Origin of the sequence: Nonomuraea sp. NPDC047897 (assembly GCF_043204415.1) — a bacterium.
Taxonomy (GTDB): Bacteria; Actinomycetota; Actinomycetes; order Streptosporangiales; family Streptosporangiaceae; genus Nonomuraea.
This window is the reverse complement of record NZ_JBIDCC010000004.1, coordinates 406,759-426,929: the sequence shown is the minus strand read 5'-3', so window position 1 is coordinate 426,929 and position 20,171 is coordinate 406,759. Positions and strand designations below refer to the sequence as shown.

The following is a 20,171-nucleotide window of genomic DNA, read 5'->3' as shown; positions in this document are numbered from 1 at the left end:
GTCGGGACCCGGCCGCCGGTCAGGACACCTCGACGATGAGCTCCACCTCGACCGGGGAGTCCAGCGGCAGGGCGGCCACGCCGACCGCGCTGCGCGCGTGCCTGCCCGCCTCGCCGAACACCTCGCCCAGCAGCTCGCTGGCGCCGTTGGCGACCTGCGGGTGCCCGGTGAAGTCGGGGGCGCTGGCGACGAACACGACGGCCTTGACGACCCGGACGACCCGCCCGAGGTCGCCGAGCTCCGACTTCAGCACCGCCAGCGCGTTCAGCGCGCAGATGCGGGCCATCTCCTTGCCCTCGTCGGCCGTCAGCTCCGCGCCGAGCTTGCCGGTGCGCGCCGGCTTGCCGTCCACCATGGGGACCTGGCCGGAGGTGTAGACGAGGTCGCCGGTGCGCACGGCCGGCACGTAGGCGGCCAGCGGCGGCACCACCTCGGGCAGGGTCAGGCCGAGGTCGGCGAGCTTCTGCTCGGGGGTCACTGCTTCTCCCTCTTGAAGTAGGCGACCAGCTGCTCGGGCGTGGCGCCCTGCAGGATCTGGACCAGCTCCCAGCCGTCGGCGCCGAAGTTGTCGAGAATCATCTTGGTGTTGTGGATCAACACCGGAGCCGTGAGGTACTCCCATTTCTTCATGGGGCTCAGCGTAGTGTGAGCAATGTCAAAGGGCAGGCGTCGGCCTGCCGCAAGTGACCGTTCGGTAGCCTCGAAAACGTGGAGTCTCGGGACACCGATTGGGACGGCGTGCGGTTGCACGTCGTCACCGGCAAGGGCGGCACCGGCAAGACCACGGTGGCCGCCGCGCTCGCCCTCGCGCTCGCCGCGGGCGGCCGCAAGGTGCTGCTGGTGGAGGTCGAGGGCAGGCAGGGCATCGCGCAGATCTTCGACCTGCCGCCCCTGCCGTACGAGGAGCGCAAGATCGCCGTGGCGCCGTCGGGGGGCGACGTCTACGCGCTGGCCGTCGATCCCGAGGAGGCCATGCTCGAGTACATGGAGATGTTCTACGGGATGCGCCGCGCCGGACGGGCGCTGACCAAGATGGGGGTCGTCGACTTCGCCACCACGGTCGCCCCCGGCTTCCGCGACGTGCTCGTCACGGGCAAGACGACCGAGGCCGTGCGCCGGCGCGGCAAGGACGGCAGGCGGGTCTACGACGCGGTCGTGCTCGACGCCCCGCCGACCGGCCGCATCACCCGCTTCCTCAACGTCACCCAGGAAGTGGCCGGCCTGGCCAAGGTCGGGCCGATCAAACACCATTCCGACCTGGTGAGCGGCGTGGTGAAGTCGCCGGAGACGGCGGTGCACTTCGTCACGGTGCTGGAGGAGATGCCGGTTCAGGAAACGATCGACGGCATCGCCGAATTGCGCGAGGCGGACCTGCCGCCCGGCGGCGTCTTCATCAACATGGTGCGCGAGTCGCAGCTCCCGCAGGCCGCTCTTGACTCCGCTGTCAAAGGCCGCTTCGACGTGGAGGAGCTGGCGCTCGGGCTGAAGGCGGCCGGGCTGGCCGACGGCGCCGACGCCGCCGCGGTGGCCGAGGCGCTGGCCGAGGAGGTCGTCGAGCACGCCCGCCGGACCGAGATCGAGCACGGCGAGCGCGAGGCGCTGGAGCAGGCGTCGCTGCCGCGCTACGAACTGCCGCTGCTGGCCGACGGCGTCGACCTGGCCGGCCTGTACGAGCTGGCCGAGAGCATCCGCACCCAGGGAGCAGCGTGAAAGAGCCCGCCCGCCTCGACCTCGACGCGATCATCGACGACAGGGGCACCCGGATCATCGTCTGCTGCGGCGCCGGCGGCGTGGGCAAGACCACGACGGCCGCCGCGCTCGGGCTGCGCGCCGCCGAACGCGGCAGGTGCGCGGTCGTGCTGACCGTGGACCCGGCCAGGCGGCTCGCGCAGTCGATGGGCCTGACGGAGCTGGACAACACGCCGCGCCTGGTCAGCTCGCACGAGAGCGGCGGACAGCTCTTCGCCATGATGCTCGACATGAAGCGCACGTTCGACGAGATCATCGAGGCGCACGCCGACCCCGAACGGGCCCGGCAGATCCTGTCGAACCCCTTCTACCAGTCGCTGTCGTCCAGCTTCGCCGGCACGCAGGAGTACATGGCCATGGAGAAGCTGGGCCAGCTCCGCCGCTCCGACGAGTGGGACCTCATCGTGGTCGACACGCCGCCGTCGCGGTCGGCGCTCGACTTCCTCGACGCGCCCGAACGGCTCGGCAGGTTTCTCGACGGCAAGTTCATCCGCCTGCTGACCGCTCCGGCCAAGGCGGGCGGGCGCAGCGCGTTCCGGCTGCTCAACGCCGGGTTCGGGCTGGTGGCGGGGGCGATGACGAAGCTGCTCGGCGCGCAGGTGCTCAAGGACCTGCAGACCTTCGTCTCCGCGCTGGACGCCGTCTTCGGCGGATTCAGGCAGCGCGCCGAGATGACGTACAAGCTGTTGCAGGCGCCCGGCACCGCGTTCGTCGTCGTGGCCGTGCCCGAACGCGACGCGATGCGCGAGGCGTCCTACTTCGTCGAGCGGCTGGCCGAGGAGCGGATGCCCCTCGCCGGCCTGGTGGTCAACCGGGTGCACGAGTCGCCCGCGCCGCGGCTGTCCGCGGCCCGGAGCGCCGCGGCGGCGGAGGACCTGGAGTCGCGGGGCGAGCACGAGCTGACCACTGCCGTGCTGCGGCTACACACCGGCAGGATGCAGCTCGCCGCTCGCGAGCACCGGGAGCAGGAGCACTTCGTCTCCGCGCACCCGACGGTCCCGGTCGTCCAGGTCCGCGCCATGTCCGAGGACGTCCACGACCTGACGGGTCTGCGCCGGATCGGGGAGCTCCTGGCGAGCGCATGAGTACGGCCGGCGTGGTACGCCGGCCGTACTCGCGGGCCGGTCAGCCCGCGATCAGCTCATTGGTGCGTTCGTACTCTTCCTTGGCGGACTCGAGCAGGTCGCGCCACGAGTCCACGTCCGGCCGCCGCCTCAGCAGCGCCCGGCGCTCGCGTTCGGTCATACCGCCCCACACCCCGAACTCGATGCGGTTGTCCAGCGCATCGGCGAGGCATTCGGTACGGACCGGGCATCCTCGGCAGATCAGCTTTGCCCTGTTCTGAGCGGCCCCCTGGACGAACAGTGCGTCTGGGTCCGCACCTCGACAGGCGGCACGGGAGGTCCAATCCGTGATCCACATTTTTCGACCCCACTCCCCTTAGGTGGTCAGTCGTCATTTGGGGCCGACGGGCGCGGGCGCCGAGCCTCCGTATTCAGTTGCCGCAGGGAGAACGTACGCAACGAGACGTTCGGGCCGACAGACCCCAGAGGACCAATTTCTCGCGCCAGTGTTGACCGGGAATGACTAGTCACCCCTACCAGTCAAGGCGAAATGGGGCCCGGTTACCGATAAGGCCACTCTTTCGACGTACCCTTGGTGCTGTGCAAGCTCAGGGTAAAGATCGTTCCTCTCCGTTCGTGAACGTCGTGCGCCTGATCGCCGCCGGAGCGGCGGCAGGCGTCCTCACGGCCGCCGTGGCGTTGCCCGCCGTCGGCGGCGCCGGCGTCGCCGCCAAGAGCGGGATGGAACAGCTCAATCTGAAGCCGGAGCCGCTCGACGAGCCGCCGCTCTCCGAGCGCACCCTGCTGCGCGACGCCAAGGGCAAGCAGATCGCGCGGTTCTACTACGAAAACCGCGAGTCCGTGGCGCTCGACAAGGTCGCGCCCATCATGCGCACGGCGCTGATCTCGATCGAGGACTTCCGCTTCTACGAGCACGGCCCGATCGACATCGAGGGCACGGCCCGCGCCCTGGTCAAGAACATGACCGCCGGCGGCGTGGCCCAGGGCGGCTCGTCGATCACGCAGCAGTACGTCAAGCAGGTGCTGATCAACGCCGCCGAGACCCCCGAGGAGGTGCAGGCGGCACAGGCGCCGACGGTGGCGCGCAAGCTCAAGGAGCTGCGCCACGCCATGGCGGTCGAGGACAAGTACTCCAAGGACCAGATCCTGGAGAAGTATCTCAACATCGCCTACTTCGGCGCCGGCGCCCACGGCATCCAGGCCGCGGCCAAGCGTTTCTTCGGCAAGCCCGCCGCCGAGCTCAACCTCGTGCAGGCCGCCACCCTCGCCGGAGCCGTCCAGAACCCCGACCGGACCGACCCCAACCGCGGCAGGAAGGCCCAGCAGGCCCTGGTCGAACGGCGCAACACCGTGCTCGACCGGATGGCCGAACTGGGCAAGATCACCCCGCAGGAGGCGGCCGAGGCCAAGACCAAGAAGCTCGGCTGGAAGGACACGGAGGTCCGCGGCGGCTGCGAGGAGAGCGACTACCCGTACTTCTGCCTCTACGTCCAGCACGAGATCCTCAACAACGAGAGCTTCGGCAAGACCCCGAAGGAACGGCAGAGGCTCCTGCAGCGCGGCGGCCTGGACATCAAGACCACGATCGACCCCAAGATGCAGGCGGCCGCCGAGAAGGCGATCAGGAAGTACGTCAGCACCAAGGACAAGCCCGTCGCCGCCCAGGCCATGGTCGTGCCGGGCACCGGCGAGATCAAGGCGATGGCCGCCTCCCGCGAGTTCGGCCGCAGCAAGAAGAAGAACGAGATGAGCTACAACATCGTCGCCGACGCCAAGCACGGCGGCGGCGTCGGTTTCCAGCAGGGCTCGACCGCCAAGGCCTACACCCTGGCCGCGGCGCTGGAGAACGGCTTCAAGCTGGGCGACGGCCTCTCGACCGGCTCCACCTACTACGCGCCCAGCTACAACGCCTTCCGCGACTGCAAGGGCAACCGGGTCGGTGACCCCAAGCACCCGGTGCGCAACTCCAGCGAGGGCGGCGGCGGCTTCAAGACGCTGCAGACGGGCACCTGGGGCTCGGTCAACACGTTCTTCATGAAGCTGGAGGAGCGCGTCGGGCTGTGCAAGGTCGTGGAGCTGACCAAGCGGCTCGGCGTCAAGCGGGCCGACGGCAAGCCGCTCGGCGAGTACGAGACGTTCACGCTCGGCATCAACGAGGTCGACCCGGTCACCGTGGCCAACTCCTACGCCGTCTTCGCCTCGCGCGGCCAGTACTGCAAGCCCATGGCGATCACCCAGTACACCGACCGCGACGGCAAGGCCAAGCAGTTCAAGCCCCAGTGCTCGAAGGCCATGGACCCCGAGGTGGCCGACGCGGTCAGCGCCATCCTGTCCGGCGTGTTCACCAAGGGCACGATGCGGGAGGTCGGCGGCATCGGCCGCGACGCCGCGGGCAAGACCGGCACCACCGACGACTACACGGCCGCCTGGTTCGCCGGCTACACGCCCAACCTGGCCAGCGCGGTCAGCCTGGGCGACCCGCGCGGCGCGTTCAGCCACAAGCTGATCGGCGTCACGATCGGCGGGCGCTACTACGGCTACGTGTACGGCGCGTCGATCTCCGGCCGCATCTGGAAGGACGCCATGCTGGGGGCGCTGAAGGGCGTCGAGGCGGCCGAGTTCACGCCGGTCGACCAGTCGCGGTTCGGCGGCTGCGGCTCGGGCTGCGCCCCCAAGCGCAAGCAGGAGGAGCCCAGGGGCGACGGTGAGCCGGAGATCGTGGACCAGCTCGACCAGTTCGACGACCAGTTCGACCGGCCGGAGGACGTCGAACGGCCGCGTGACGGTGGGCGTGACGGCGGGCGTGACGGTGGGCGTGACGGTGGGCGTGACGGTGGGCGTGACGGCGGGCGCGGTGCCGACCGGCCCGGCCAGGACAACCCGTGGGACCGCCGCGACTGACCCGTCGCGAGCCCTGACCGGCTCCCGCGGGTCGTGACCGGCTCACCGAGAGAGGCCTCCGCCACCGGCGGAGGCCTCCTGCGTTTCAGGCCCACCGGCGGTGGGCTCCACCGGCCCGGCGGCTACAGGCTCAGCCCGGAGAGGCTCACAGAGGCTCAGCCCGGGGAAGCTCAGCCCGGGGAAGCTCAGCCCGGAGAGGCTCAGCGCGGAGAGGCTCAGCCCGACAGGCGCGCACGGACGGCCGCCGCCACCCGGCCGCCCTCGGCCCGCCCGGCGACCTTCGGGTTGACCGCCTTCATCACCTGGCCCATCGCCTGCGGGCCCGAGGCGCCCGTCTCGGCGACGGCCTCGTCCACCAGCCTGCCCAGCTCCTCGTCCGAGAGCTGGGCCGGGAGGTACTCCTCCAGCACGGCCTGCTCGGCCAGCTCGGCCTCGGCCTGCTCGGTGCGGCCCGCGCCACGGAACGCCTCGGCGGCCTCGCGCCGCTTCTTGGCCTCCTTGGTCAGCACCTTGACGATCTCGTCGTCGGAGAGCTCCCTGGCCTCCTTGCCGGCGACCTCCTCGACGTTCACCGCCGCCAGGGCCATCCGAATCGTCCGCAGACGTAGCTCGTCGCGGCTCTTCAGCGAGGCCGTGAGGTCGGCCTTCAGCTTGTCCTTCAATGCGCTCATGCCGTCCATCTTGCCGTCTGGGCGGGCCGCCCGTGTCCACGGTCGGGCATCATGAGTACGTGAGGAAAGCCGTCGCAGTGCCACTGTCCATGCTGGGCCTGGGTCTCGCCGGGCTCGGTTACGCCTCGGTCGTCGAGCGCAACTGGTTCCGGCTGCGCCGGTTCGACGTGCCGGTCCTGCCGCGCGGCAGACGCCCCGTACGCATCCTCCACCTGTCCGACCTGCATCTGACACCGCGCCGCAGCATGCTGATCAACTGGGTGCGCTCGCTCGGCTCGCTGGAGCCCGACCTGGTCGTCAACACCGGCGACTCGATCGCCCACCCCGAGGCGGTCCCGGCGCTGCTGCACGCGCTGGAGCCGCTGCTGTCGCGCCCCGGCCTGTTCGTCTACGGCTCCAACGACCTCTACGCCCCCAAGCCGAAGAACCCCGTCCGCTACCTGTGGCGCACGTCCAAGAACGACCGGCGCCAGCACGTCCCCTCCCTGCCCTGGGAGGAGCTGGGCGCGGGCATGGCGGCCGAGGGGTGGCTCGACATGAACAACACCACGGCCCGGATCAAGGTCGGCGACCTCGACGTGGCGGTGGCGGGCATCCACGACTCCCACATCGACCGCGACCGCTACGACCTGGTGGCCGGCCCCGCTCCGGCCGAGGCCGACCTGCGGCTCGGGGTGATGCACTCGCCGGAGCCGCGCAACATGACCCGATTCGCGGCCGACGGCTACGAACTGCTGCTCGCCGGCCACACCCACGGCGGCCAGCTCTGCGTCCCCTTCTACGGCGCCCTGGTGACCAACTGCGGCATCGACCGGGCCCGCGTCAAGGGCCTGAGCCGCCACGACTCGGCCTGGCTGCACGTCTCCGCCGGCCTCGGCACCTCGCCGTACGCCCCGGCCCGCTTCGCCTGTTTCCCCGAAGCCTCACTGCTGACCCTCGTTCCGCGGCGCTGAGGGGTACGAGCACGCCCGAAGTCCGCTAGACTTTCCCAAGCACGAGCAAGACGGCGTGCACCGGGGTGTAGCGCAGCTTGGCAGCGCGCTTCGTTCGGGACGAAGAGGTCGTGGGTTCAAATCCCGCCACCCCGACACAGTTTGGCCAGGTAGAGGGCTTGATCCGCTCAGCGGGTCGGGCCCTTTTCCGTTTCTGGAAGTTGACGGGAGCCAATCGGGGAGCCATCTCACTCGGACTCAACCCGTCGGCTTGTCGCCGAAGATCGGGTTCATGGTGTGGGCGCCCTTGGTGATCACCGGCTTGAGCTGGTGCCGGTAGACCGCTTCCGTGACGCTGGTGCCCGCGTGCCCGACGAGATCGGCGATCGTCTCGATGGGTACGCCCTGGTCACTCACGATGGAGACAAACGAGTGACGCAGTTCGCGGGGCGTCCAGTCGGTTCCGATCCCACGTTCTTGGTGATCTGCCGGAACGCCCGTCGTGCGTTCGCCGCGTCCAGCGGGGTGCCGACGCTCGCGCAGAACACCAGGTTGTGATCTTGCCTTGCCTTGCCGACCTTGAGCATCTGGGCGGCTTGGCGTGCGTGGTGCTGCTTGAGGCTGTGAGCGGCGAGCATGGGCAGTTCCAGCGTGCGCCGTGACTTACGGGTCTTGGTGTCACCTCCTACTCGGTCGGCGCGCCACACGTAGATGGCGAACCTCTTGTGCTTGAATCACACCTCGGTCACCGGCTGCCACTTCTTGAGGCTCGGGATCCAGATGACGACGTGATCCCAGCGAAGCGTCCGGGCTTCCTCGGTGCGGACACCCGCGGTGAGGCCGATCACCACGTACGCGTGGAGTTCGGACGGCCCTGCGGCCTGAAGCACTGCTTCTGCCTGTTGTCGGGTGTAGCGGCCGCCAGGGGGACTGCGGCACCTGAGCTTTCTCCGTTCAGGTGCCGTCCTCGTTCGCCAGAGGCTCAATCGGCAGTGATCAAACTGTCGGCCCCGCGCGCGATGCTGTGAAGCAGCAACTGCCTTGATCTCATCGCAGCCTACGAGAGCGGGGACGATGCCCGGACGATTCACTCGCGGATTCGACGCCCAGAAGCCGCGCAACCCCGAGAAGGAACAGTTCACCCCCTACCGGAGCTACTCCGACGACCCAGACCTCTGCCCGCACAACTCGCTGCCCTCCATCGTCGAGGGCGAGCGCCGGCGCGGCGCTTGCTACCACGACAGCCCCGCCTGCGAAGTCCTCAAGGCCACGCTGGACCTGGCTGAGCTGTGCGGTCACCCGACAATCCCCACCCCGATTCCGGTCAGTTCAACACAGCGCTTCTCCCCGTGCCCCTGCTGCGTGGCAGAGGCCGTCCCAGTCTTCGGCTGGGAAGTCCGGACCAAGAACGGCTGGCGTCCGGGTGACCTGCTGGAGAGGTGGCAGCATCCGGCCGGCTCGTGGGCTGGAGTGATCTACGTCCTCGGCGATACACAGCCGTTCGCTGGCGTCTACTCGCTTGACGAAGTCCGCCGCCCAGCCAAGCCCAATGACACTGCCCGCTAGTCTCGACTGGACCGACTCCGCCTTTCTCTTGTCAAGAAGGTAGGCACCGGTCAGCAGCCGGCTCCTTCTGGGAGCCGGCTCCACCAGCCGGGATACCCAGTTGCAGGAGCCCCGGCAGCCCACCACACTCAGCCCCATAATGTGTCAACGTCGCGACCTCACCCAACCCGACACCTTCCTTGAGGATCACGACCTTGTCCTACGTCGTCCGCGCCTGCAGCGCCGCCGCTGAACCCTCGTGGTTCCGCTGCAGGGCCCTGTCCTTCCTGAGCACCGCCTATTTCGACGACGTCCGTACGGCCGAGCCGGACATCTCCAGGCTCGAACTCGTAGCTGACCACCACGGCCACATCATCGCCATCATGGACGTTGAGGTAGGCCACGACCTGGCCACCATTGACACAATCGCGGTCCACCCCGACCACCAGCGGCGCGGCCTCGGCCGGGCCATGCTGCACCTTCCCCACCCTCAGCACAGAGTTTTGTACCTGTTTGCTACCTCTGTCTATTCTGGTCTTTTCGCCCGCCTATAGGCCCACCCATGCGGGAGACGGGATAGTCGCCGTTCCAGGGATCGGGGCAGTCGTAGGAGTGAGGCTTGGGGATCACGCCCCACAGATAGGAAGCCCCGGTGACCACTTCCTTGGTCAGCCGAATCCCGGTCAGCTGTTCCGACAGAACGAACGAGGGGCCTTCTCCGGGGTAGGTCATCGGAGGATAGAGCGAGTCGATCAGGGTCAGCGTCTCTGCGAGCTCATCTGGCCACTCCTTCTGCTCCGGATACCCCTCCTGCGCTATGAAATAGAACCGGATCTCCCGGTTCTCGATCCAGAAAAAGTAATCGATGGCCTTGATCCCGAGGAGTGTTTGGGAGATCACCCGGGTGCCGTCGGACAGCGGCATGAGGATATCGGCTGTGTGGCCGAACCGTCCGTCACCGATGACGAACGTCCAGTCGCCGATCGTCGTTACACCGATACGCATGCCGGGTTCGCTGCGGATTCCGGAAGGTGGACCGTAATGATCACCCCGGACGAACGTCTCCGGCCGCCCACCGAGCCGGGTGATCAGCTGGGCTGGGGTGAGGCCGCGAACGTAGGTGAAGTCGAATCCGCCATCCTCATAGCTATCACAAATCCAGGACAGGTCGGCCATGAACGTGGTCATAGCCGACATCGTGGCAGAGCCCTCTGACACAGGCGTCCCGCCGACAATGACCCATGCGGACCGAGAACGCTACCCATCGTCAAGGGATGCTCGCAACAGAGTGAGAACCCGGCTGGCTTCGACGGTGACGTGGCCGCTCCCACCGGCCGGAGCTCAACTCCTGCCGGCCAGGCGCCGGCCGAGCGCGTGCGTCGGCCGTTCGATGAAGCGATAGGTGAGCCAGCTCACCGGCAGGACCACGAGCAGGACGGCCACGCTGGTGCCGATCTGGTGAGGCAGCGGCGACCAGCGGCGCTCGCCCAGCACCTGCATCATCACCAGGAGGATCGGCAGGTGCACGAGATAGAGCGAGTAGCTGATCCGCCCGAGCCAGGTGAGGGGAGGCGGCACGCGCCGGTCGCGCAGGGCCATGCCGGCGGCGAAGGTTGCGGCCGCGAGGACGATCGTGCTGATCCACACGGCGGGCTGCACCCACCACCAGCCCGCGCTGATCGCCCACACCGGAGCGAGCGCCACGAGCAGTCCGGTGAGAGCCACGGGCCACAAGGAGCCGGAGCCTCGCTCCCACCGGTGGATCGCGGTCCCGGCGAACATCACCGCCGACATCGCCAGCCCGAACCACGGCACCCGGCTGCTCAGGAAGAGCAACGCGAGCGCCATCACACCCAGCACGAAGCAGGCGAGCGTACGCGACCATCCCGCGAGCACGCAGGCCAGACCGGCGGCGAGCACCACGAGCGAGACCCACGCCGGCCACCCGCCCGACAGCGGCGCCGAGGACAGGGTGACGCCGGCGACGAGGGCGGCCAGGCCGAACAGCACCGCGATCAGGCCGCGGCCCGCCCGGACGCCGCCGGCGAACAGGGCGGCGACCATCAGGTAGAAGGTCATCTCGTACGACAGCGTCCACATGGTGTTGAGGACGCCGCCGACGCCGACCACGTCCAGCAGCATCGTGGCGTGCGCCGCCGCCGCGTACGGGTCCCGAGGCACCTCCTGACGTACGGGGATCCACCAGGACAAGGCCAGGACCAACGCCAGGACGGCGAGATAGAGCGGGTAGAGCCGGAAGAACCGGCCGATCCAGAACGCCCGCACGTCGCCGCCGCGCTCCAGCGAGGTGGGGATGATGTATCCGCTCACGAGGAAGAACACGAGCACGCCGGCCATGCCGAGGTTGACCTGCGTGGGCCTGAGCCAGGGCATGGCCCAGGTGAACAGGTGCTCGCCCACGACGGCGAGCGCGCCGACGCCGCGTAGCGCGTCCAGCCAGGCGAGCCTGCGGCTGCCCGGCAGGCTCGTCCCGGGCGCTGCGGTGTTGGCGAGCGACATGCGGCCAAACGTACCGAAGCGCCCAAAGGAACGCGCCGTTCATGCTCCTGCTGCCCCGTCCGGCCTCTGGCCGACGGTGGGAGGTGGTGCCTGGCCGGGACCATGGGCGGCCCGTGGTGCTGTGACCGGCGGCGCGCCGTCAGCCGTGGTCTTCGTCGCCCACCTGGCCGGGGCGTTCCTCGGCGCCGAGCCGTTCGACCAGGCCGTCCAGCAGTTTGCGGAGCAGGGCGGTCAGTTCCTCGCGTTCGCGCTCGCCGAGGTGGTCGACGAGGGAGTTCTCGTAGGTCAGCAGGGCGTCGACGGTGTCCTCGACGAGCCGGTGCCCGGCTTCGGACAGGGACACCGTTCGGGTGCGTCCGCGCGGCCCTCGCGTGGTGCTCACCAGCCCCGCCTGCTCGGCGCGGGCGACGCGCTGGCTGATGGCACCCGCCGTCACCAGGCACGACGCGCGCAGCTCGGCCGGCGTCATGGTGTACGGGCGGCCGTTGCGCCGCAGCGTGGACAGCAGGTCGAGGGTGGCGCCGTCGATGGCGAGCCGCGCCAGCGTGCGACGGCGTTCGTCGCCGAGCAGCTTGGCGGCCCGCCACACCCGCGTGATGATCCCGATCGACTCGGCGGGGGTGCCGGGGCGCTCGCGAGCCCAGGCCAGTTGGATCTCGTCAACGGCATCCGGTTTGCCATGGTTTGTCACAGTACCTAGTCTACGAAGAGATGTTGAGGCCTAAACAAGGAGGCAACATGACGCGCACGGCTGTGGTCACCGGCGGCGGAACCGGGATCGGACGGGCCACCGCGGCCGCCCTGGCCGCCGACGGCCTGGAGGTGGTCATCACCGGCCGCCGCAAGGACGTCCTGGACGCCGCGGCGGCCGATCTGGGACCGCAGGTCCGCGCCGTCCCGTTCGACGCCACGGACCCCGACGAGATCGAGGCCGCGCTGGCGAGTCTCCCCGAACGGGTCGACGTCCTGGTCAACAACGCGGGAGGCAACCCCGATCTCACCGGTCCCCCTCCCCAGACCCTGACCGGGGTCCGGGACGCGTGGCTGGCGAACCTGGAGGCCAACCTGGTCAGCGCCGTACTGGTGACGACGGCGCTCACGCCGCGGTTCGCCGACGGCGGACGGGTCATCACGCTCGGGTCGATCGCCGCCGCCACGGGCGCCGCGGGCTACGGCGCCGCCAAGGCGGGGGTCGTCGCGTGGAACGCCGAACTGGCGTTCCAGGTGGGCGGACGCGGCGTCACCGCCAACGTGGTGGCGCCCGGGCTGGTCGAGGAGACCGAGTTCTTCGGCGACGCGCTCACCTCGGAGCGCCGCGCCACGCTGATCAGCCAGACCGCCACGGGACGCGCCGGGCGGGTGACCGACGTCGCCGCCACCATCGCGTTCCTGGCCTCCCCCGAAGCCGGGCACATCACCGGCCAGGTCGTCCACGTCAACGGCGGCGCGCACCTGGGCGGCTGAGCACCGGTCAGGCGGTGCGCCGGATGAGGAGGACGTGGTCGGTGACCTCGGCGGTGCGCCCGCCCGGCCCGGTCGCGTTCCGGCGGGGCGTGTCGGCCCGCTCGACCGTCCAGGCCGCCGGGTCCAGGTCGATTCCCGTGGCGACCTCCCGTGGGCTCGGATACCGGACGCCGGGGTCCTGGTTCCACGACCACGGCGCGGTCGAGCCGTGGTCCACGACCAGCAGCCGCCCGCCCGGGCGCAGTGCGCGCGCGGCGGAGCGCAGGACGGCTGTCCTGTCCAGGTCGTGGGGGGTGTGCAGGTAGTGGGCGCAGATCAGGTCGAACATGCCCTGCGGGAAGGACTCGTGCAGGTCGTGGCGCACGGCGACGACGCGGTCGTCCAGGCCGCGTGACCGGGCGAGGGCGGCGAGCCGCCCGACCGCCACGGCCGAGATGTCGACGGCGGTGACGTGCCACCCCTGGCCGGCGAGCCACAGCGCGTCGCCGCCGTCGCCGCATCCGAGGTCCAACGCGTGGCCGGGCGGCAGGCTCGTCGTCGTCTCGGTGAGGCGCGCGTTCGGCTGCGGGTCGATGGTCGCCGGTCGGGCCGCGTAGACGTCGTCCCAGAACGTGACCGCATCAGTGGTGCTCATCGGGGCTCCTTCTGCCGGTGTGCGCCCAGTCTTGCCAGCGGCCGCACAATCTGGCACAGAATCTTGCTGTTCTGGCAAGATGGACGTGTGGATCGCGAAACGGACGACGTGCTCGACGCGGTGGGGCCACGACTTCGCGCGCTGCGCCGCGACCGCGGCATCACCCTCGCCGCGCTCGCGGCGACGACCGGCGTGTCGGAGAGCACCCTGTCCCGGCTGGAGAGCGGGCAGCGCCGGGCGACCCTGGAGCTGCTGCTGCCGCTGGCCCGCACCTACGACGTGCCGCTGGACGATCTCGTCGGAGCGCCGCGCACCGGCGACCCCCGCATACACCTCAAGCCGATCGAACGGTTCGGGATGACCTTCATACCCCTGTCCCGGCGGCCGGGCGGGGTGCACGCGTTCAAGATGATCATCCCCGCCCGGCCGCAACCGCTCGAACCGACCCCGCAGACGCACGAAGGCTTCGAATGGCTGTACGTGCTCAACGGCCGGTTGCGACTCGTACTCGGCGAGCGTGACCTGACGTTGCCGCCCGGTGAGGCGGCCGAGTTCGACACGTCCCTGCCGCACTGGCTGGGCAGCGCCGATGGCGGCGCGGTCGAGCTTCTCATCCTGTTCGGCCTGCAGGGGTTGCGTCTGCACGTACGCGCCGACCCTCGTCCGCCGCACGGCGGGAGTTGAGAGGCGGGTCGGGTTTTCCCGGGCCGGCGCTGGTCGCCGGTGTTCAGGCGGTGCGGGTGTCGTACTCCTCGCGGTTGGCGAGCACTTCGTTCATGTGCGTCTCGGCCCACTCCTTGACGCCGCGCATCAGGTGGTGGAGCGAGAGACCGAGGTCTGTCAGCTCGTAGCTGACGGTGACGGGCACGGTCGGCGTCACGGTGCGGGTGACCAGGCCGTCGCGTTCGAGGGAGCGCAGCGTCTGGGTGAGCATCTTCTGGCTGACCCCGGCCAGCCGGCGGGACAACTCGGAGTAGCGCATCGCCCGCGGCTCGACGGCGCTCTCGGCCCCGGAGGGATGCGGGCCGTCGCCGCCGAGGGCGGCCAGGATCAGCGCGATCCACTTGTCGGAGATCCGGGCGAGTAGCTGCCGGCTGGGGCAGCCCGCCAGGAACGCGTCGTAATCCGCCCGCGCCTGTGCCCGCTTCTGGGCCGCCGTCGTCGTCGGCATCGACCGCTCCTTCCTACCGAGAGGTTACCTACGCACTCCGAAGTGCCTACTTCCTGTTGGGGAGTTACCGGTCCCACAGTGGTGCAAGGCAACCGCCGAGCACAAGCCCCAAGGAGCGAAACCGTGAACGTCGCCACCTCCCGTCCCGCCACCTTCCGAACGGCCGTTGTCCGCACCCCGAGCGGGCCTGACTCGATCGAGGTCATCGAGGTTCCCGTCGTCGAGCCCGGGCCCGGCGAGGTCCGGGTCGGGATCGCCGCCGCACCGGTCAATCCCGTCGACCTCGGGGTCGCGGGCGGCTTCTTCCACGCCGCGGGGTTGATCGACCAGCCGGAGCGCACCGGCCTGGGCTGGGAGTTCGCCGGCACCGTCCTCGCCGCCGGCCCCGGCGTGCCCATGACGGTCGGCACCCGGGTTGCCGGCGTGGTGGTGGGCTTCGACCGCGACTTCGGCACCTACGCCGAGCAGCTCGTCGTGCCGGCCGCAGATCTCTCCGTCGTTCCTGACGGACTGGACCTGGCGGCGGCCTCGACGGTGCCGCTCAACGGGCTGGCCGCCGCCCAGTTGCTCGACCTGCTCGGCGATGCGCCGACCGGCGGCAACCGGCTCCTGGTGACGGGCGCGGCGGGCGCGGTCGGGGGCTACGTCGCCGCGCTCGCGCCCGACCGCGGCTGGCAGGTGACCGGCCTGGCCAGGGCCGAGGACGAGGAGTTCGTCCGCGGGCTCGGCGTCGGCTTCACCGCTCACGCCGAGCCGGGTTGGGACGCGGTCGCCGACTGTGCGGCACTGCAGGAGCGGGGTCTCGCCCTGGTACGCGACGGCGGCGCGTTCGTCGGCGTCCGGCCGAACGCCGTGCCGGCCGCTGAGCGGGGGATCACTGTGGCCGTCGTGGAGACCCACTCCGACGGCCCCCGGCTGAGCGGCTTGCTCGCCCGCGCCGCGTCTGGTGAACTGCCGGCCAGGGTGCACGCGGTCGTGCCGCTGGACCAGGTCGCCGACGCCCACCGGGCCATGGCCAAGGGCGGCGTGCGCGGTCGCTACGTGCTCAAGCCCTGACCCCGGCGACGGCGCGCCGCGCCGGTGACCTCCGGGCGGTGCCGGTGCCCTCCGGGCGGTGCCGGTGGCCTTGTGGGCGCCGGCCGTCGCCGTGGCCTCCTGCGGCTGTGCTGCCGGCGCGTCGGCCCTTGCCCGACTTCGGCGTATTGCGGACGCTTGCCCGTTGTTTGAGGCGGCTGAGGGGAAGTGCCCGGATATCCTCAAGGGGATGACTGTGAGGGTGCGCAACCACGTCAACGTCTCCGGACGACCGGGCGGCAGGCCGATGATGTTCGCCCACGGATTCGGTTGCGACCAGAACATGTGGCGCCTGGTCGCTCCGGCCTTCGAGGAGGACCATCAGGTCGTGCTCTTCGACTACGTCGGCGCGGGCCGCTCCGACCTGTCGGCCTACTCCCCCGAGCGCTACTCCCGGCTCGACGGCTACACGCAGGACGTCCTGGACATCTGCCACGAACTGGACCTCACCGACGTCGTCTTCGTCGGCCACTCCGTGAGCGCGCTGATCGGCGTGCTGGCCGCCAACGCCGAACCGGACAGGTTCGGCAAGCTGGTGCTCGTCGGGCCGTCACCGCGCTACATCGACGACGACGGCTACACGGGCGGATTCAGCGCCCAGGACATCGACGAACTGCTCGAATCCCTCGACAGCAACTACCTCGGCTGGTCCAGCGAGATGGCGCCGGCCATCATGGGCAACCCCGACCGGCCGGAGCTCGGCGAGGAGCTGACCAACAGCTTCTGCCGCACCGACCCACAGATCGCCCGACGGTTCGCCCAGGTGACGTTCCTGTCCGACAACCGGGCCGACCTGGCGAAATGCCAGACCCCCGCGCTGATCCTGCAGTGCGCGAACGATGTGATCGCGCCCGAGCCGGTCGGCCGCTACGTCCACGCGGCGATGCCCGGCAGCGAGCTGGTGATGATGCGCGCCACCGGCCACTGTCCCAACCTCAGCGCCCCCGAGGAGACGATCGCGGCGATCCGGGCGTTCCTGTGATCCCATGGACCTGACCGGCGAGTTCGAGGAGCTGTTCGAGGACGCGCCGTGCGGTTTCCTGGTCACCGGGTCCGACGGCACGCTGCGGCGGGCCAACCGCACCTTCTGCGAGCTGACCGGGCACCGTGCCGAAGACCTGGTCGGTCGCGTACGGGTCCAGGACCTGCTCGTCGTGGGTGACCGGATCTTCTACGAGACGCACTTCGCCCCGCTGCTCGCCCTGCAGTCCACCGCGCGGGAGATCGCGGTGGACTTCCGCCGCCCGGCCGGCGGCCGGCTGCCCGCGCTGCTGAACGCCGTGACGAAGGGCGACGCTGTGTGGATCTGCGTCTTCGCGGCGACGGACCGGCGCGGCTACGAACGCGAGCTGCTGCGGGCGCGGCAGGAGGCCGAGCAGTCGCGGCAGGAGGCCCACGAGCTGGCCCGGGTGCTGCAGACGAGCTTCGTCCCGCCCGCCATGCCCGACATCGCGGGCATCGACCTGGCCGGCGTCTACCGGCCCGCCGGACGCGGCGACGAGGTCGGCGGCGACTTCTACGACGTGTACGAGACGGCCGGCGGCTGGGCCGTGGTCCTCGGCGACGTGGAGGGCAAGGGCGTGCAGGCAGCCGTGGTGACGAGCCTGGCCCGCTACACCCTGCGCGCCGCCTCGGCGCGCGCGAACACCCCGTCGGCGCTGCTGGCCGTGCTGAACCAGGCCGTCATCGACCAGCGCTCCGAGCGCTTCCTCACGGCCGTCCAGGCGCAGGTGGCGATCTCCGCCGACGGCTGCCGGGTGACGCTCGCGCTGGGCGGCCACCCGCCGCCGGTGCACCTCACCCCCTCGGGCCCGCGCCGGATCGGCGTCCCCGGGACGCTGCTGGGCGTGCTGCCGAAGCCGCACCTGGTCGACGCCGCCGTGGACGTCCTGCCGGGCGAGGCGGTCGTCTTCTACACCGACGGCGTGATCGAGGCGCAGCGCGGCCGGGAGCTGTTCGGCGAGCGGCGGATGGAACGGGTGCTGCTCGCCGCCCGCGAGGAGAACGCGGCCGGCATCGCCGCGCGTCTCGTCGCGGAGGTCTCGGCCTTCCAGTCGGACGTCCTCAGCGACGACGTGGCCGTCGTCGTCGTCAAGGCCGGGCCGGCCGATGGGGCGTCACGTTCGCCCGAGCGCTCCGGAACCGCCACAATGGCGCGATGAGGGCAGCAGACAGTGTGGATTCGGACTGGGTCGCCAGGTTCGCCGACGACGTGATCGCCGACGCGGAACGCCGGGCTCCGGGCAAACCCATCGTCTGCGCGTCCGGGCTGAGCCCGTCCGGGCCGATCCACCTGGGCAACCTGCGCGAGGTGCTGACCCCGCACCTGGTGGCCGACGAGATCCGGCGGCGCGGCCTCGACTGCGTGCACCTGCTGTCGTGGGACGACTACGACCGGTTCCGCAAGGTGCCCGCCGGGGTGGACCCGTCGTGGGCGGAGCACATCGGCAAGCCGCTGACGTCCGTGCCCGCGCCGCCCGGCAGCGCCCATCGCACCTGGGCCGAGCACTTCAAGGCCCCGATGACCGCCGCGCTGCGGGAGCTGGGCGTCGCCTACCGCGCCATCAGCCAGACCGAGCAGTACACCTCCGGCGCCTACCGGCAGCAGATCCTGCTGGCCATGCGCGAACGCGAGCGGATCGACGCCGTCCTCGCGCAGTACCGCACCAAGCAGGCCGGCGACGCCCCGCAGGCGAAGCCGTACTTCCCCTACCGGCCCTACTGCGAGCTGTGCGAGCGCGACTCGACCACGGTCACCGCCTACGACGACGACACCACCGAGCTGGCCTACACCTGCGCCTGCGGCTTCGGCGAGACCGTGCGGCTGGCCGAGCACGACCGCGGCAAGCTGGTGTGGAAGGTCGACTGGCCGATGCGCTGGGCGTACGAGGGGGTGGTGTTCGAGCCGTCGGGCGTGGACCACCACTCGCCGGGCTCGGCGTGGGTGGTCGGCGAGCGGATCGTGCGCGAGGTGTTCGGCGGCGAGCAGCCGATCGGCCCCATGTACGCCTTCGTCGGCATCACCGGGATGGCCAAGATGAGCAGCTCCAAGGGCGACGTGCCGACCCCGGCCGACGCCCTGGAGATCATGGAGGCGCCGGTGCTGCGCTGGCTGTACGCCAGGCGCAAGCCGTCCCAGTCGTTCAAGGTGGCCTTCGACCAGGAGATCCACCGGCTCTACGACGAGTGGGACGCGCTGGGCCGCAAGGTCGCCGGGGGCACGGCCCAGCCGGCCGAGCTGGCCGCCTACGAGCGGGCGACCCGTACGGCCGACGGGCCGCTCGCCGGCACGGAGCGGGCGCTGCCGTACCGGACGCTGGCCTCGATCGTGGACGTCACGACCGGCGACGCCGAGCAGACGCTGCGCATCCTGGGCGATCTCGACGCGGTCGCCTCGCTGGAGGAGGCGCGGCCGAGGCTCGACCGTGCGCAGCGCTGGGTGGACACGCAGCTTCCCGCCGACCAGCGCACCCGCGTGCGCGATGCGCCCGACGACGAGCTGCTCGGCTCGCTCGGCGAGGACGAGCGCGAGGCGCTGCGGCTGCTGGCCGACGGCCTCGACGAGCACTGGTCGCTCGACGGCCTGACCACGCTGGTGTACGGGGTGCCGAAGCTGCGGGCCGGGCTGGCCGCCGACGCCCGGCCGACGCCCGAGGTGAAGGCGGCGCAGCGGGCCTTCTTCGCGCTGCTCTACCGGCTGCTCGTGGGGCGCGAGACCGGGCCGCGGCTGCCGACGCTGCTGCTGGCCGTCGGCGCCGACCGGGTGCGCAAGCTGGTGGGCCGGTAGGTCGTGCGCGCTGTCTTCCTCGTCACCGGGATCATGGCGGCGGGCAAGTCGACGGTCGCCCAGGCGCTGGCCGAGCGGCTGCCCCGGTCCGCGCACGTCCGGGGCGACGCGTTCCGCCGCATGATCGTCAACGGCGGCGCGGCCATGACGCCGGAGGGCGAGCAGGAGGCTCTCCGGCAGCTCCGGCTGCGCCATCGCATCGCGGCGATGACCGCCGACCTCTACTTCGCGGAGGGGTTCACCCCGGTCGTGCAGGACGTGGTGCTCGGCGCGGAGCTGGAGAGGTTCGCCGGGCTGGTCCGCAGCCGCCCGCTGCTGGTCGTCGTGCTCGCGCCGGACGCCGCCACGGTGGAGCGGCGCGAGCGGGAGCGGCCGAAGAGCGGCTACGGCGCCTGGACGGTGGCCGAGCTGGACCGGGCACTCAGGCGGAACACCCCGCGTCTCGGCCTCTGGCTCGACACGTCCGCGCAGACGCCCGCCGAGACGGTGGACGAGATCCTGGCCCGCGCCGACGAGGCGCGGGTGACGACCGGCTGACGGGCCCGGGGTCCGACGCCGTGAGCCTGCTCGGCCCGCGCGCGGCCGTGGAGCGGGTCACCGGCCGGCTGCCGCCGCTGCGCCAGGACCCCATATTCACC

General features: G+C 70.7%; 25 protein-coding genes and 1 tRNA gene. 14 read left to right on the top strand and 12 right to left on the bottom strand.

Annotation, left to right across the window (positions count from 1 at the left end; genetic code table 11):
* Positions 1–19: 19 nt before the first annotated feature.
* Together ACGF0J_RS12050 and ACGF0J_RS12045 are read right to left on the bottom strand one after the other, a co-directional pair.
* A complete protein-coding gene (locus ACGF0J_RS12050) occupies positions 20–478 on the bottom strand; it encodes a RidA family protein (protein WP_393144739.1) in 459 nt (152 codons plus the stop codon).
* A complete protein-coding gene (locus ACGF0J_RS12045; RefSeq protein ID WP_165959776.1) occupies positions 475–630 on the bottom strand; it encodes a hypothetical protein in 156 nt (51 codons plus the stop codon). Before ACGF0J_RS12045 ends, ACGF0J_RS12050 begins: the two co-directional genes overlap by 4 nt.
* Positions 631–708: 78 nt before the next feature.
* On the opposite strand from ACGF0J_RS12045, the gene ACGF0J_RS12040 reads away from it, so the two are divergent.
* Together ACGF0J_RS12040 and ACGF0J_RS12035 are read left to right on the top strand one after the other, a co-directional pair.
* Entirely contained in the window at positions 709–1,710 is a 1,002-nt protein-coding gene (locus ACGF0J_RS12040) for an ArsA-related P-loop ATPase (RefSeq protein WP_393144737.1), read from the top strand.
* The gene (locus ACGF0J_RS12035) at positions 1,707–2,834 is read left to right on the top strand and encodes an ArsA family ATPase (RefSeq protein ID WP_393144735.1); all 1,128 of its coding nucleotides are present in this window, start codon (positions 1,707–1,709) and stop codon (positions 2,832–2,834) included. The genes ACGF0J_RS12040 and ACGF0J_RS12035 overlap by 4 nt, the downstream gene beginning before the upstream one ends.
* A 40-nt stretch (positions 2,835–2,874) precedes the next feature.
* Here the strand turns inward: ACGF0J_RS12035 and ACGF0J_RS12030 are convergent, their stop codons facing one another.
* Positions 2,875–3,171, bottom strand: a complete 297-nt coding sequence (locus ACGF0J_RS12030) for a WhiB family transcriptional regulator (protein WP_036326687.1) — start codon at positions 3,169–3,171, stop codon at positions 2,875–2,877.
* Positions 3,172–3,449: 278 nt separating this feature from the next.
* On the opposite strand from ACGF0J_RS12030, the gene ACGF0J_RS12025 reads away from it, so the two are divergent.
* Positions 3,450–5,735: a transglycosylase domain-containing protein gene (locus tag ACGF0J_RS12025; protein ID WP_393144733.1), complete on the top strand. Its 2,286-nt coding sequence runs from the start codon at positions 3,450–3,452 to the stop codon at positions 5,733–5,735.
* A gap of 215 nt (positions 5,736–5,950) precedes the next feature.
* Here the strand turns inward: ACGF0J_RS12025 and ACGF0J_RS12020 are convergent, their stop codons facing one another.
* Positions 5,951–6,406 (bottom strand): GatB/YqeY domain-containing protein, encoded by a 456-nt coding sequence (locus tag ACGF0J_RS12020; RefSeq protein ID WP_393144731.1) that lies wholly within the window; start codon positions 6,404–6,406, stop codon positions 5,951–5,953.
* A gap of 89 nt (positions 6,407–6,495) precedes the next feature.
* On the opposite strand from ACGF0J_RS12020, the gene ACGF0J_RS12015 reads away from it, so the two are divergent.
* Both ACGF0J_RS12015 and ACGF0J_RS12010 read left to right on the top strand, forming a co-directional pair.
* Positions 6,496–7,359 carry a metallophosphoesterase gene (locus ACGF0J_RS12015; RefSeq protein ID WP_393144981.1) on the top strand — a complete coding sequence of 288 codons (864 nt, stop codon included), beginning with the start codon at positions 6,496–6,498 and terminating at the stop codon, positions 7,357–7,359.
* 61 nt (positions 7,360–7,420) lie between these two features.
* A tRNA-Pro gene (locus ACGF0J_RS12010) sits at positions 7,421–7,494 on the top strand.
* Positions 7,495–7,596: 102 nt separating this feature from the next.
* Here the strand turns inward: ACGF0J_RS12010 and ACGF0J_RS12005 are convergent.
* The 3 genes from ACGF0J_RS12005 to ACGF0J_RS11995 form a co-directional block, all read right to left on the bottom strand.
* Entirely contained in the window at positions 7,597–7,779 is a 183-nt protein-coding gene (locus ACGF0J_RS12005) for a hypothetical protein (protein WP_393144979.1), read from the bottom strand.
* Positions 7,752–7,976: a hypothetical protein gene (locus ACGF0J_RS12000; protein WP_393144729.1), complete on the bottom strand. Its 225-nt coding sequence runs from the start codon at positions 7,974–7,976 to the stop codon at positions 7,752–7,754. Before ACGF0J_RS12000 ends, ACGF0J_RS12005 begins: the two co-directional genes overlap by 28 nt.
* Positions 7,977–8,072: 96 nt before the next feature.
* Complete coding sequence (locus ACGF0J_RS11995; protein WP_393144727.1) at positions 8,073–8,228, bottom strand: hypothetical protein; 156 nt, start codon at positions 8,226–8,228, stop codon at positions 8,073–8,075.
* A gap of 184 nt (positions 8,229–8,412) precedes the next feature.
* On the opposite strand from ACGF0J_RS11995, the gene ACGF0J_RS11990 reads away from it, so the two are divergent.
* Together ACGF0J_RS11990 and ACGF0J_RS11985 are read left to right on the top strand one after the other, a co-directional pair.
* Positions 8,413–8,904 (top strand): hypothetical protein, encoded by a 492-nt coding sequence (locus ACGF0J_RS11990; protein ID WP_393144725.1) that lies wholly within the window; start codon positions 8,413–8,415, stop codon positions 8,902–8,904.
* A 194-nt stretch (positions 8,905–9,098) separates the two neighbouring features.
* Entirely contained in the window at positions 9,099–9,437 is a 339-nt protein-coding gene (locus ACGF0J_RS11985; RefSeq protein WP_393144723.1) for a GNAT family N-acetyltransferase, read from the top strand.
* Here ACGF0J_RS11985 and ACGF0J_RS11980 read toward each other — a convergent pair.
* The 3 genes from ACGF0J_RS11980 to ACGF0J_RS11970 all read right to left on the bottom strand — a co-directional run bounded on the left by ACGF0J_RS11980 (position 9,400) and on the right by ACGF0J_RS11970 (position 12,094).
* Positions 9,400–10,071 carry a DUF6461 domain-containing protein gene (locus ACGF0J_RS11980; RefSeq protein ID WP_393144721.1) on the bottom strand — a complete coding sequence of 224 codons (672 nt, stop codon included), beginning with the start codon at positions 10,069–10,071 and terminating at the stop codon, positions 9,400–9,402. The genes ACGF0J_RS11985 and ACGF0J_RS11980 overlap by 38 nt on opposite strands.
* 153 nt (positions 10,072–10,224) lie before the next feature.
* Positions 10,225–11,403: an acyltransferase family protein gene (locus ACGF0J_RS11975; RefSeq protein WP_393144719.1), complete on the bottom strand. Its 1,179-nt coding sequence runs from the start codon at positions 11,401–11,403 to the stop codon at positions 10,225–10,227.
* A gap of 139 nt (positions 11,404–11,542) precedes the next feature.
* Positions 11,543–12,094 (bottom strand): MarR family winged helix-turn-helix transcriptional regulator, encoded by a 552-nt coding sequence (locus ACGF0J_RS11970; RefSeq protein WP_393144717.1) that lies wholly within the window; start codon positions 12,092–12,094, stop codon positions 11,543–11,545.
* Between the two features lie 47 nt (positions 12,095–12,141).
* Between ACGF0J_RS11970 and ACGF0J_RS11965 the strand changes: the two genes are divergently transcribed.
* Entirely contained in the window at positions 12,142–12,867 is a 726-nt protein-coding gene (locus ACGF0J_RS11965; protein WP_393144715.1) for an SDR family NAD(P)-dependent oxidoreductase, read from the top strand.
* A 7-nt stretch (positions 12,868–12,874) separates the two neighbouring features.
* Here the strand turns inward: ACGF0J_RS11965 and ACGF0J_RS11960 are convergent, their stop codons facing one another.
* On the bottom strand, positions 12,875–13,501 hold the full coding sequence (locus tag ACGF0J_RS11960; RefSeq protein WP_393144713.1) for a class I SAM-dependent methyltransferase: 627 nt from the start codon (positions 13,499–13,501) through the stop codon (positions 12,875–12,877).
* An 87-nt stretch (positions 13,502–13,588) separates the two neighbouring features.
* Here ACGF0J_RS11960 and ACGF0J_RS11955 point away from each other — a divergent pair, with 87 nt between their 5' ends.
* A complete protein-coding gene (locus ACGF0J_RS11955; RefSeq protein ID WP_393144711.1) occupies positions 13,589–14,185 on the top strand; it encodes a helix-turn-helix domain-containing protein in 597 nt (198 codons plus the stop codon).
* Between the two features lie 43 nt (positions 14,186–14,228).
* On the opposite strand, the gene ACGF0J_RS11950 is transcribed toward ACGF0J_RS11955, so the two are convergent.
* Positions 14,229–14,672 carry a winged helix-turn-helix transcriptional regulator gene (locus ACGF0J_RS11950; RefSeq protein ID WP_393144709.1) on the bottom strand — a complete coding sequence of 148 codons (444 nt, stop codon included), beginning with the start codon at positions 14,670–14,672 and terminating at the stop codon, positions 14,229–14,231.
* 123 nt (positions 14,673–14,795) lie between these two features.
* Here ACGF0J_RS11950 and ACGF0J_RS11945 point away from each other — a divergent pair, with 123 nt between their 5' ends.
* From ACGF0J_RS11945 to ACGF0J_RS11925, 5 genes are all read left to right on the top strand, one after another.
* The gene (locus tag ACGF0J_RS11945) at positions 14,796–15,728 is read left to right on the top strand and encodes an NADP-dependent oxidoreductase (RefSeq protein ID WP_393144707.1); all 933 of its coding nucleotides are present in this window, start codon (positions 14,796–14,798) and stop codon (positions 15,726–15,728) included.
* Between the two features lie 208 nt (positions 15,729–15,936).
* Entirely contained in the window at positions 15,937–16,728 is a 792-nt protein-coding gene (locus ACGF0J_RS11940; RefSeq protein ID WP_393144705.1) for an alpha/beta fold hydrolase, read from the top strand.
* Between the two features lie 4 nt (positions 16,729–16,732).
* The gene (locus tag ACGF0J_RS11935; protein WP_393144703.1) at positions 16,733–17,908 is read left to right on the top strand and encodes a PP2C family protein-serine/threonine phosphatase; all 1,176 of its coding nucleotides are present in this window, start codon (positions 16,733–16,735) and stop codon (positions 17,906–17,908) included.
* Positions 17,905–19,533 carry a lysine--tRNA ligase gene (lysS, locus tag ACGF0J_RS11930; protein WP_393144701.1) on the top strand — a complete coding sequence of 543 codons (1,629 nt, stop codon included), beginning with the start codon at positions 17,905–17,907 and terminating at the stop codon, positions 19,531–19,533. The genes ACGF0J_RS11935 and lysS overlap by 4 nt, the downstream gene beginning before the upstream one ends.
* A gap of 3 nt (positions 19,534–19,536) precedes the next feature.
* Entirely contained in the window at positions 19,537–20,070 is a 534-nt protein-coding gene (locus tag ACGF0J_RS11925) for an AAA family ATPase (RefSeq protein WP_393144699.1), read from the top strand.
* Positions 20,071–20,171 lie beyond the last annotated feature (101 nt).

Excerpts from the sequence above, each read along its gene's own strand:
- ACGF0J_RS11940 (WP_393144705.1), top strand. The coding sequence starts at position 15,937 with ATGACTGTGAGGGTGCGCAACCACGTCAACGTCTCCGGACGACCGGGC.
- ACGF0J_RS12015 (WP_393144981.1), top strand. The coding sequence starts at position 6,496 with ATGCTGGGCCTGGGTCTCGCCGGGCTCGGTTACGCCTCGGTCGTCGAG.
- ACGF0J_RS11960 (WP_393144713.1), bottom strand. The coding sequence starts at position 13,501 with ATGAGCACCACTGATGCGGTCACGTTCTGGGACGACGTCTACGCGGCC.
- ACGF0J_RS12020 (WP_393144731.1), bottom strand. The coding sequence starts at position 6,406 with ATGAGCGCATTGAAGGACAAGCTGAAGGCCGACCTCACGGCCTCGCTG.
- ACGF0J_RS11950 (WP_393144709.1), bottom strand. The coding sequence starts at position 14,672 with ATGCCGACGACGACGGCGGCCCAGAAGCGGGCACAGGCGCGGGCGGAT.
- ACGF0J_RS12030 (WP_036326687.1), bottom strand. The coding sequence starts at position 3,171 with ATGTGGATCACGGATTGGACCTCCCGTGCCGCCTGTCGAGGTGCGGAC.
- ACGF0J_RS11935 (WP_393144703.1), top strand. The coding sequence starts at position 16,733 with ATGGACCTGACCGGCGAGTTCGAGGAGCTGTTCGAGGACGCGCCGTGC.
- ACGF0J_RS11980 (WP_393144721.1), bottom strand. The coding sequence starts at position 10,071 with ATGACCACGTTCATGGCCGACCTGTCCTGGATTTGTGATAGCTATGAG.
- lysS (WP_393144701.1), top strand. The coding sequence starts at position 17,905 with ATGAGGGCAGCAGACAGTGTGGATTCGGACTGGGTCGCCAGGTTCGCC.
- ACGF0J_RS12000 (WP_393144729.1), bottom strand. The coding sequence starts at position 7,976 with ATGCTCGCCGCTCACAGCCTCAAGCAGCACCACGCACGCCAAGCCGCC.
- ACGF0J_RS11965 (WP_393144715.1), top strand. The coding sequence starts at position 12,142 with ATGACGCGCACGGCTGTGGTCACCGGCGGCGGAACCGGGATCGGACGG.
- ACGF0J_RS11990 (WP_393144725.1), top strand. The coding sequence starts at position 8,413 with ATGCCCGGACGATTCACTCGCGGATTCGACGCCCAGAAGCCGCGCAAC.
- ACGF0J_RS11975 (WP_393144719.1), bottom strand. The coding sequence starts at position 11,403 with ATGTCGCTCGCCAACACCGCAGCGCCCGGGACGAGCCTGCCGGGCAGC.
- ACGF0J_RS12045 (WP_165959776.1), bottom strand. The coding sequence starts at position 630 with ATGAAGAAATGGGAGTACCTCACGGCTCCGGTGTTGATCCACAACACC.